The organism is Bacillus sp. FSL K6-0993, from assembly GCF_037977205.1.
GTDB classification, from domain to species: Bacteria; Bacillota; Bacilli; order Bacillales; family Bacillaceae; genus Bacillus; species Bacillus subtilis.
Genome location: NZ_CP150275.1, coordinates 2,107,713 through 2,116,740 on the forward strand (window position 1 = coordinate 2,107,713; position 9,028 = coordinate 2,116,740).

14 protein-coding genes are annotated in these 9,028 nt (G+C 44.6%); 1 reads left to right on the plus strand and 13 read right to left on the minus strand.

Annotation, left to right across the window (positions count from 1 at the left end):
- Both pgpB and MHH79_RS10645 read right to left on the minus strand, forming a co-directional pair.
- Nucleotides 1-612 (minus strand): phosphatidylglycerophosphatase PgpB, encoded by a 612-nt coding sequence (pgpB, locus tag MHH79_RS10640; protein WP_015483346.1) that lies wholly within the window; start codon nucleotides 610-612, stop codon nucleotides 1-3.
- 77 nt (nucleotides 613-689) lie between these two features.
- Complete coding sequence (locus MHH79_RS10645; RefSeq protein ID WP_003231166.1) at nucleotides 690-866, minus strand: YozD family protein; 177 nt, start codon at nucleotides 864-866, stop codon at nucleotides 690-692.
- Between the two features lie 118 nt (nucleotides 867-984).
- Between MHH79_RS10645 and MHH79_RS10650 the strand changes: the two genes are divergently transcribed.
- Nucleotides 985-1,128 carry a hypothetical protein gene (locus tag MHH79_RS10650; protein WP_003231164.1) on the plus strand — a complete coding sequence of 48 codons (144 nt, stop codon included), beginning with the start codon at nucleotides 985-987 and terminating at the stop codon, nucleotides 1,126-1,128.
- Here the strand turns inward: MHH79_RS10650 and MHH79_RS10655 are convergent.
- The 11 genes from MHH79_RS10655 to yoyG all read right to left on the minus strand — a co-directional run bounded on the left by MHH79_RS10655 (nucleotide 1,125) and on the right by yoyG (nucleotide 9,017).
- Nucleotides 1,125-1,805, minus strand: coding sequence for a hypothetical protein (locus tag MHH79_RS10655; protein ID WP_014480050.1), 681 nt, complete (start codon nucleotides 1,803-1,805; stop codon nucleotides 1,125-1,127). The two genes, MHH79_RS10650 and MHH79_RS10655, sit on opposite strands and share 4 nt — an antisense overlap.
- 146 nt (nucleotides 1,806-1,951) lie before the next feature.
- Entirely contained in the window at nucleotides 1,952-2,176 is a 225-nt protein-coding gene (locus tag MHH79_RS10660) for a YozE family protein (RefSeq protein WP_003231160.1), read from the minus strand.
- Between the two features lie 86 nt (nucleotides 2,177-2,262).
- A complete protein-coding gene (locus tag MHH79_RS10665; RefSeq protein WP_004399539.1) occupies nucleotides 2,263-2,541 on the minus strand; it encodes a YokU family protein in 279 nt (92 codons plus the stop codon).
- Nucleotides 2,538-3,953, minus strand: coding sequence for a lysine 2,3-aminomutase (ablA, locus tag MHH79_RS10670; protein WP_004399420.1), 1,416 nt, complete (start codon nucleotides 3,951-3,953; stop codon nucleotides 2,538-2,540). Before ablA ends, MHH79_RS10665 begins: the two co-directional genes overlap by 4 nt.
- Nucleotides 3,954-3,981: 28 nt before the next feature.
- Complete coding sequence (ablB, locus tag MHH79_RS10675) at nucleotides 3,982-4,809, minus strand: putative beta-lysine N-acetyltransferase (protein ID WP_174616710.1); 828 nt, start codon at nucleotides 4,807-4,809, stop codon at nucleotides 3,982-3,984.
- Nucleotides 4,787-6,097, minus strand: a complete 1,311-nt coding sequence (locus MHH79_RS10680) for a peptidase (RefSeq protein WP_100506372.1) — start codon at nucleotides 6,095-6,097, stop codon at nucleotides 4,787-4,789. Before MHH79_RS10680 ends, ablB begins: the two co-directional genes overlap by 23 nt.
- A gap of 8 nt (nucleotides 6,098-6,105) precedes the next feature.
- The gene (locus MHH79_RS10685) at nucleotides 6,106-6,759 is read right to left on the minus strand and encodes a 3-oxoacid CoA-transferase subunit B (protein ID WP_100506371.1); all 654 of its coding nucleotides are present in this window, start codon (nucleotides 6,757-6,759) and stop codon (nucleotides 6,106-6,108) included.
- Entirely contained in the window at nucleotides 6,744-7,433 is a 690-nt protein-coding gene (locus tag MHH79_RS10690) for a CoA transferase subunit A (RefSeq protein ID WP_100506370.1), read from the minus strand. The genes MHH79_RS10685 and MHH79_RS10690 overlap by 16 nt, the downstream gene beginning before the upstream one ends.
- 6 nt (nucleotides 7,434-7,439) lie before the next feature.
- A complete protein-coding gene (locus MHH79_RS10695; RefSeq protein ID WP_100506369.1) occupies nucleotides 7,440-8,774 on the minus strand; it encodes an aspartate aminotransferase family protein in 1,335 nt (444 codons plus the stop codon).
- Nucleotides 8,755-8,910 carry a hypothetical protein gene (locus MHH79_RS10700; protein ID WP_015714119.1) on the minus strand — a complete coding sequence of 52 codons (156 nt, stop codon included), beginning with the start codon at nucleotides 8,908-8,910 and terminating at the stop codon, nucleotides 8,755-8,757. The genes MHH79_RS10695 and MHH79_RS10700 overlap by 20 nt, the downstream gene beginning before the upstream one ends.
- A complete protein-coding gene (gene yoyG / locus MHH79_RS10705; RefSeq protein ID WP_003218179.1) occupies nucleotides 8,904-9,017 on the minus strand; it encodes a YhzE/YjcZ family sporulation protein YoyG in 114 nt (37 codons plus the stop codon). The genes MHH79_RS10700 and yoyG overlap by 7 nt, the downstream gene beginning before the upstream one ends.
- Between the last annotated feature and the right edge of the window lie 11 nt (nucleotides 9,018-9,028).

A 9,028-nucleotide genomic window follows, 5' to 3' on the forward strand; every position in this document is an offset into this window, starting at 1 on the left:
CTATTTTTGTCGAAACCGCTTAATCTTTTCGTCAAAACCTTTTACTAGGAAAAACAGAAGCAAGCCGAGACTAAAGCCTCCTAACACATCTGTCACAAAATGAACCCCCAGATACACTCTGCTTATGCCGACTAAAACAGTAATTACACCGGCTATGATATATACCATTTTTTTATGCTTGGACAAAAACGGGAGATGTTTCACTAAAAAGTAAGCAATAACAGGATAGACACAAGCAGCATTCATGGAATGGCCGCTCGGAAAACTGAAGGATGATTCATGAACCAGCGGTGCAAAATCAGGCCTCACTCTTTCGATCCATTCTTTTAAGACTTTGTTTAACAGCCGATCTGTGCCGAATACTAAGAGCATCAACAGGCCGTCCCATGTTTTTCTGTAGAAAAACAGGCCTGCTCCAATGATGACAATTAGAGGGAGCAGAAAAGAAGAAGCACCAAGATGCGTGATCCCCGTCATGACTTCATTAAGCCATGGCTGACGGATCAAAACAGCTGCCCTGCTTATTGCTTCATCTGCAGATTGAACAGCATTTGTATGAATGGCCGCAGCTAGAATGAGAAAGAAAAGAAACAAACTAACGGGCTTGTACAATTTTAACCACCTCAATTTTTTCAAAAGTCATAGAACATGAATAATAAAACCGGAGCTGACCGCTCCGGTTTTAAGCCTCACTCATCTTCATCCAGCTCTTCATCTATCATACATTTTTCTATCAAATAATCAAAGGTAATATCAGCGATTTCAAACAGCTCATCCTCACTCGGTATGTAGCCCCGTCTTGCAAGCTCTCTGTAAAAAAATTCAGCGATTTCTTCCGTATCAATCACAAGATCTATTTCTTTCATCTCCGTACCGCCTCCTTTTTTATGTTTTATGAAAAAACAGGCTGAATTATACCCGGTGTTCTAAACAATTCTTTCAGTCATATATTGAATAAAAAACGAGCCATGGGAGGCTGACGCTATGATTGCTAAAATGATGGAAGCACTGGACGGAGAAAGATTTGATATCATAATGGAAAAAACGCTCAAAGGAATGACGCGTGTGATGATTTGGGGCTGTCTGCCATATTTTTTATATGTCTTGATCCGTATGTTCACAAACTAACTGAAATGCTCTTTTAAACTTTCCAAAACAAACATCATCATGTCTTTATATTCTTCATCATGAAACATTTCGTACAGAATTTTGTAGTCATTATAAATATCCAGAAGCTCATCAACAATTGACACAGCAAGGATGTGAAGGGTATCTTGATCTTCATCATCGCCTTCAAACTGAAGAAGAGCAGACGATGCGATATCTTCGCCGATCTCATGGCCAGTTTCTCCGACATAATGGACAAACAACAGCTGATGCACAAACTGGTCCATTTCATATTTTCTAAGCACCAGCGTGAGATCCTCTTCCTCCGTTTCAAGCCACTCTCCATCCTTTAAACGGGTCAGCTCATAAATGATATCTTCCCAGCCATCTTCTAAATATCTCCAAATTTCTGTTCTATGGCCGATAATGCGAAAGAGTTCTTTTCCATAGTCTTTTACATAAACAACGTCCCCAATAAGGAATTCATACTCAATATCAAGCTTCTCCATGTCGACAATGACACCCTCATAATCTTTATAAAGCTGAATAGATGATTCAAAGTATAAAACTTCGTTATGATTGACTTCATAAAGATAGTGTTTATCAATTTGGTGTACTTTTGTGATGGTGCCGACTGTTCCATACATAATGACGACTACGATATCCCCTACTTGGAATTTCGGTTTATTTTGCTTCATGGTGTCTCCCCCTCGCCGCAACATTTCTCATACGCTATCGTATGCCGGGTGAAGCCAATTCGCATGGGCATGAAAACCAAAGGAAATATCCAATTATGGCATGGGAGACATAAAAAATCCGCAGTGATCTGCGGATGAAACAGCTATTATCTGCCGTGCACTTCAGACTCGTATTGATCCCAAGCTTCATCAAACGTCGCCATCGTGTGAAGGTAATCAGCATTCAGCTCCAAATATGAACTGATTTCATGATAATCGGTTGATGTTTTTGGAAAGCTGTGATCCTCATACGCCTGATTGGCAAATTCACTGATGCTGTCCTTCGGCTTAGGGTGTCTGTATTTCAATAAATAGTGATAAAAGGATTTCATGGGTTTCCCCTCCTGGTGTCTGTCTTTTGTTGTTCTATTATACAGTTCAAGTGTAAAATTACAACAAAAGAATACTGAAACATGACTCAGGAGAAGTCAAAATAGTTGCGTTTCAAAATTCTTTCTGTCTCCATGAGCTGCTGATATGTCAGGCTTTCAGGCAGTTTTTTTGTTTGAATTAAAAGCAGCTGATCCTCAATCTCCTTAACCGTGTTTTCCTCTTGATAGGTCATACCGCAGGAAGAACATACCATGGCAGGGGTGTCTGTCAGTTCTATAGCCCTCGTTCCATCAGGGAGCTCCCAGTACACCGTGTTCCTGCCGGGTACCGCTTCAAGCTCGCCGCACCATTCGCATGTTTTCATGAAGAATCCCCTCCGCATTCAGTCTCTTTCTGTTTTTTCTGCTGCGCCAAAAATTTCTTTTCTTTGAGCTGATCTCTTTTCTCACGCCGATCTTTTAATGTTTCATGCTCCGGATTTGCGATGTATGCCTCTCTCCTTTTGATTCTGTCTACATTTTCAGGTGTAAACGAAACTTCTTTGTCAGCAAAAATGGCACTCAGCCCGATCGGCTCCTTTTTGTCAGCGGTTTCAGGGAAAACGGACTCAAAATAGGCGTCTGCCTGATTGGGGATATAATTCTCTGGTTCCGGATATGACGTAATCACACCTTCAAAATTTCTTAAGATCACTTTGTCAGGACTTTGTGACAGGACATAGTTTGGCTGCAGGGCGATTTTACCGCCGCCGCCTGGTGCGTCAACGACAAAGGTAGGAACCGCATAGCCTGAGGTATGACCTCTCAGCCCTTCAATGATCTCCAAACCTTTGGAAACAGGAGCTCTGAAATGCCCGATTCCCTCTGACAGATCACATTGGTAAATATAATAAGGACGGACTCTGATTTTTACCAAGTCATGCATGAGCTTTTTCATAATTGGAACCGAATCATTAATACCTGCTAATACGACAGCCTGATTTCCGACCGGCACTCCCGCGTTCACCAGCTTTTCACATGCCTCAACGGATTCTTCTGTCATTTCGATGCTTGTGTTAAAATGGGTATTCAGCCAGACCGGATGATATTTTTTCAATATCTCGCACAGATGATCGGTAATGCGCTGCGGAAAGACGACGGGCGCTCTTGTTCCGATTCTGATGACTTCCAGATGCGGAATGCTGCGCAGCTCTTTTAAAATATATTCTAAAATTTGGTCGTTGATGAGCAGCCCATCACCGCCTGAAATTAAACAATCGCGGATTTCGGGTGTTTCCCGGATATAAGCAATTGCAGCATCAAGCTGTTTTTTTGGGACGCCCATTCCGATTTGTCCGGAAAAGCGCCTTCTTGTGCAGTAGCGGCAGTACATGGAACATTGATTCGTGACAAGAAACAGCACACGGTCGGGATAGCGGTGTGTCAGACCGGGTACCGGTGAATCTTCATCCTCATGAAGCGGGTCTTCCAGATCGTATTTTGTTTTGTGCATTTCTTCAGAAAGCGGCACAGACTGCATGCGTACCGGGCATCTCGGATTGTCGGGGTCCATTAAAGAAGCATAGTAAGGTGTAATATTTAAGGGGATCGTTTTGGTAGAAATTCTGACGCCTTCCTCTTCATCCTCGGTCAGATTGATGACTTTCTTTAAATCATCTAACGTTCTTACAGTGTGTGTCAGCTGCCAAAGCCAATCGTTCCATTTCTCTTCCGGAACGTCCTTCCATAACTCGATCTCCTTCCAATGCCGTTTCGGTTTATACCATTTGTTTTTCAAACGAACTCCTCCTCGCGCATATTTTGACTTACAGTTGCTTGCACCAAATATTCATGTTTTCAAGGCCTTCGGCTATAAAGCAATTATTGATCAGCCTTCCGCCATACTGATAACCTGAATGGTACAACACAGCATTCATCCCAAAAGACGAAGCACGGGCGAGAGAAAATACATGAAAGATATCCTTTCCAGCCATTTCTTTTTCTAACGCCTCGATTAAAAAGCTTGTTAACGAATGGCCGCGATATTCCGGCAGCACAGCGCAATCGGTTATTTCTGCATGCCCAAGCTCTGGATTGATTTCTGCGCTTGCTGCGCTGATCAGGCGGTCATGATCAAGCATGATATAATACACCGTATTTGCATTCATCGTCTTTTCAATATAAGCGGGGTCAAATACCGGGGTTGGGTACGTGCGGAATACTTTTTTATACAGCATCGATAGCTGGTACATGTCGTTTGTTTCTGCTTTTCTCATCGTAAAAACGGGTGTATTGTCGTTGCGAAGACGGGGCGCTGTGCGATATATGGCTTCGATGATCTCCTGTTCCTCTGTATAAGAATCTGTTTGTCTCCGGCTTTCTGAAAGGTAACGTACCATGACACAAGCCGAATAGCCGAGATAATAGCCCTTTAGATAGCCCTCCGGCGCAAATAATTGTTTGGCAAGGATCAGCTCATCATGCTGCTTCGCATAGACAATGATTTTTTCTGCATTCTCTTCTTTTGCCGCTGCCACGATATCCGGCAGGGCCTTCTCAATGGCTCCGTCATAACGGACCACTCTGATTCGTTTATTAAAGCCGTCATGGTCCAAAACTGCTGTGACACCGCTACTCTTTATTGACTTGAGCATCCGCATCCTCCCCATCTGTATGAAGCCCGCACCAATCCATGACAAAAAGTGCAATAATTTTAGCAGATTCTATCATGGCTTCAACCTCAATGTATTCATTGGCCTGATGAGCCGTTTTTGTTTCCCCCGGCCCGAAAACGATTACTGGTGTATCTCCTGCATGGTACAAAAGCCCCCCATCCGTTCCCCACGGGGAAGCCTCAATAATCGGCTCTGTCTGTTTCATTTTTTGATAGGCTGATTGCAGCACATAAATTAAAGGGTGATCATCAGGTAAATCGTTCGGCAGCCATTGAGCACCAAACCATTCGACTTGTACGGGATGGCGTTTAAACCATTCGTCATGGTATTCTAAATCCTTCAGCCAGTTTTCCAATTCAAGTTTTACAGCTTCTGGTTTCTCATGGGGAGCAATTCCGCATCTCCCTTCTATGACGACACGGTCTGCAACTGAAGATGGCCAGGCACCGCCTGAGATGGTGCCGATATTCACCGGTACCGGTATTGGGATATTGTCATACAGCGGATCTGAAATTCTCGCATTGCGGACTTTCTCCAGCTCTTGTATCGCTGTGATAACGTGCATGCTTTTTTCAATCGCGCTTACCCCTTCGTAGCGTGTGCCCCCATGTGCGGATAATCCCTTCACAGTGATCCGAAACCACATCGAACCCTGCTGCTTAATAAATAGTTTCATATTCGTCGGTTCAGGAATCAGCGCCCCGTCAGCACGATAGCCTCTCATGATGGCGGACAGTGTACCGGCGCCGCCGCACTCTTCATCTACAACACTCTGAAACAATACATCTCCCTTCAGTTTGACATCGCAGGCGTGCAGGGCTTCTAAAGCAAAAAGAAGGGCTGTATTGCCTCCCTTCATATCCGTTGAGCCGCGGCCGTATATTTTACCGTTTTCTTCGACAGCTTGATACGGTTCATACTTCCAATCCTTTACGCTTCCTTCAGGCACAACATCGATATGGCCGTTCAAAATCAGGGACCTGCCTCCGCCGGCTCCCGTTTTTTTAGCCACGATATTCGGGCTCTCATGAAAATCGGATCGGTTAGATTTAAAGTAGGGATGCTGTTTTAATTGCTTTATGCTTGGCTCCCATACATCAATGTCCATATGAAATTGCCGCAGCTTTTCAAGCACAACAGCTTGGGCGTTAAACTCTGACCCCAATGTGCTTTTTTCCCCAATCAGCCTTTTGAGAAGACGAATGGCTTTGGCCGAATGCTGATCAAGCCACCCGATTACTTTTCTTTCAATGTCTTGCATCCTCATTCCCCCTTTTAAGAAAAAGGCATATCTATTTTGATTTCAGCTTCTGTCAGCCTCGTCACCTCATCGATTGTCGAGCCATTCATCAGCTCTTTTAAAATGAAGTGATGGCTATCGACCTCAAGAACCGCTTTTTCGGTAATAATCAAATCTACACAGCCTGCAGCAGTTAATGGCAGCGTACATCTTTCTGTTAATTTAGGCCTTCCCTTTTGATCTGTATGACTCATGACGACAACCACTTTTTTCGCTTTTTGGGCAAGCTCCATCGCCCCGCCCATACCAGGCACCTTTTTTCCCGGAACAAGCCAATTTGCCAAATCTCCTGATTGGCTCACCTGCAGGGCGCCTAAAATCGTAATGTCAATTTTGCCTTTTCTGATCATCGCAAAAGACATGGTTGTATCAAAATAAGACGCCCCTTTTACAGCGCGGACAGGATATCCTGCGGCGTTGCATAAATGCGCATCCTCTCCTCCCTTTTCGGGACTTTCTCCAATGCCAAGGACACCGTTTTCCGCTTGAAACATGACCTGCATGTCAGGCGGCAAAAAGTTCGGTACCAAGGATGGGATACCGATACCGAGATTCACAATCATGCCCTGCTTAATTTCAGTAGCAGCCCGTTTTGCAATCTGTTCTCTTTCTGCTACTCCCAAGCCCATTTCCACTTCACTCCCTCGCTTCGTACAACCCCCTCAACAAAAACCCCCGGTGTGACAATCATTTCTTCAGAAATCTCACCTTTCGGAACGATACGCTCAGCTTCGGCAAAGGTTCTCCTGGCGGCCATTGCCATAAGCGGATTCATATTGCGCGCGGTTTTGTCATACGTTAGATTGCCGAATTCATCTGCAATGTAAGCATTGATGAAAGCAAAATCAGCCGTCAACGCCTCTTCAATCAAGTATCGTTTTCCCGCCACTGTTACGATGTCCTTTTTTTCGCAAACCATTGGATTATCAATGCCCACATCGGTTAAAATACCGCCAAGCCCCGCTCCGCCGGCGCGGATCCGTTCCGCAAGCGTTCCCTGAGGTGAAAATTGAACCTCTAACGTCCCCTCTGTCATCTGTTTTCCGGCTACAGGATTGGAACCGATATGCGAGGCGATCAGGGTTTTGACCCGTTGATTAACAATAAGCGGGCCGATCCCGATATCCGGGAAACCGGCGTCATTGCAAATCACAGTTAAATCCGTTACACCGCTGTCCAATATCGCTTCAATCAATGAAGGAGGCGACCCGACTCCCCCAAAACCGCCAAACATCAGAACCGATCCAACTCGAACATCTGCAATTGCTGTGTCAATGCTGATTGCTTTTTGAAATAGCGCCATTTAATGTCAATCCTTTTTTAAGTTTTTTTCTACCGCTGCAACTGTTTCTGAAAAAATAGAGATAAGCTCTTCCATTTCACCGTCTGAAATGGTAAAAGGAGGAGCAATAATGACAGCATCTCCTTCTCCACTGTCTATTCCAGCTTTGGAAGGATAAACAATCAGCCCGCGTTTTTTCGCCTCGCTGACAATAATCTGGGTTACCGCCTGCTCTGGCGGGAATACTTTCTTCGTTTTTTGGTCTGCTACAAATTCAACGCCTAATAGCAGTCCTTTTCCGCGCACATCACCTATAATGCCGCTTTGAGATGCCGCCTCATCAAGCTTTTTCTTCAACACAGCGCCCTTTTTTTCTGATTGTTTGATCAAGCCGTGCTTTAACACATATCGCAAAACTTCAAGAGCAGCTTTGGCTGAATAGGGATGTGCACTATATGTGTGACCGCTCATAATCACACCTGACCCTTGTTTTATCGTTTCAATAATAGAATCAGATACGACGGCAGCTGCAATAGGCGCATACCCCGCACCGAGTCCCTTCCCCAGTACAGCAATATCAGGTACGGTGTCCCAATGCTCTGTCGCGAGCATCCTTCCTGTTCTCCCAAGCCCCGTCATCACTTCATCTGCAATAAAAAGCACATCGTGTGTGCGGCATACCTCACTTAATCTCTCATAATATCCCGGAGGCGGAGTAATCGCTGCTCCTGCAGCACCAATAATAGGCTCAGCCACAAAGCCGGCGATGAATTGGCTTCCGATTCTTTTGATCATAGTGTCCAGTTCATCAGCTGCAGTCTGAACAAAGTCTTCTTCCGTCTCATGATTCAGCCGATAAATATGTGGAGCTGAGATAGCTGGATACCGCTCAATGAGATGGGTGAACCGGTATCTCCTTTCATAAAAACCAGACAATGAAAGCGCTCCCAAAGTTATTCCGTGGTAACTGCTCCATCGAGACAAAAAGATGGATTTTTGTGGTTGCTTTTTTTCCTGCCAATACTGAATGGCGATTTTCATAGCTGTTTCTATCGCTTCTGATCCGCTGTTGACAAAAAAAGACCAATTCACATCTCCGGGCAGCTCCTGTGCCAAGAGAGCGGCTAATTGCTCGGCGGGCTCACTCGTAAACTGTGAGCGGTAAGCAAAAGACACCTGATCAAGCTGTTCTTTCAGCTTCTCAGCCACATCACGAACTCCGTGGCCGATATTACATGTCACCGCACCTGACGAGCCGTCGAGATATTTTTTTCCGGTCTGATCATAAACATATGAACCCTTCGCATAACTGACAACCGGATAGGCCGAGCTAAGCTCTGGCTTAATCAAATAACTGCTCATGCTCCCACCTCAAAACCCCTTTTACCATATTGTATGAGTGTCCAAATGGCGGCATGACGTTCCCCGCAAAAACTTTTTCACATAAAAAGAGCCTTCCTAATAGGGAAGGCTCTTTTGGAATTTCAGCATCTAGCAAATAAAAGCGGCTCCAACAATAATTAATAAAATGAACAAGACAACAATTAACACAAATGTATTTGTCCCGCAGCCAAATCCGTAACCGTACCCAGAGTATCCATACATACTGTTTTCAT

Excerpts from the sequence above, each read along its gene's own strand:
- MHH79_RS10665 (WP_004399539.1), bottom strand. The coding sequence starts at position 2,541 with ATGAAAACATGCGAATGGTGCGGCGAGCTTGAAGCGGTACCCGGCAGG.
- MHH79_RS10650 (WP_003231164.1), top strand. The coding sequence starts at position 985 with ATGATTGCTAAAATGATGGAAGCACTGGACGGAGAAAGATTTGATATC.
- MHH79_RS10660 (WP_003231160.1), bottom strand. The coding sequence starts at position 2,176 with ATGAAATCCTTTTATCACTATTTATTGAAATACAGACACCCTAAGCCG.
- MHH79_RS10655 (WP_014480050.1), bottom strand. The coding sequence starts at position 1,805 with ATGAAGCAAAATAAACCGAAATTCCAAGTAGGGGATATCGTAGTCGTC.
- MHH79_RS10695 (WP_100506369.1), bottom strand. The coding sequence starts at position 8,774 with ATGAGCAGTTATTTGATTAAGCCAGAGCTTAGCTCGGCCTATCCGGTT.
- ablB (WP_174616710.1), bottom strand. The coding sequence starts at position 4,809 with ATGCTCAAGTCAATAAAGAGTAGCGGTGTCACAGCAGTTTTGGACCAT.
- MHH79_RS10685 (WP_100506371.1), bottom strand. The coding sequence starts at position 6,759 with ATGGGCTTGGGAGTAGCAGAAAGAGAACAGATTGCAAAACGGGCTGCT.
- MHH79_RS10645 (WP_003231166.1), bottom strand. The coding sequence starts at position 866 with ATGAAAGAAATAGATCTTGTGATTGATACGGAAGAAATCGCTGAATTT.
- MHH79_RS10680 (WP_100506372.1), bottom strand. The coding sequence starts at position 6,097 with ATGAGGATGCAAGACATTGAAAGAAAAGTAATCGGGTGGCTTGATCAG.
- MHH79_RS10690 (WP_100506370.1), bottom strand. The coding sequence starts at position 7,433 with ATGGCGCTATTTCAAAAAGCAATCAGCATTGACACAGCAATTGCAGAT.
- yoyG (WP_003218179.1), bottom strand. The coding sequence starts at position 9,017 with ATGTATGGATACTCTGGGTACGGTTACGGATTTGGCTGCGGGACAAAT.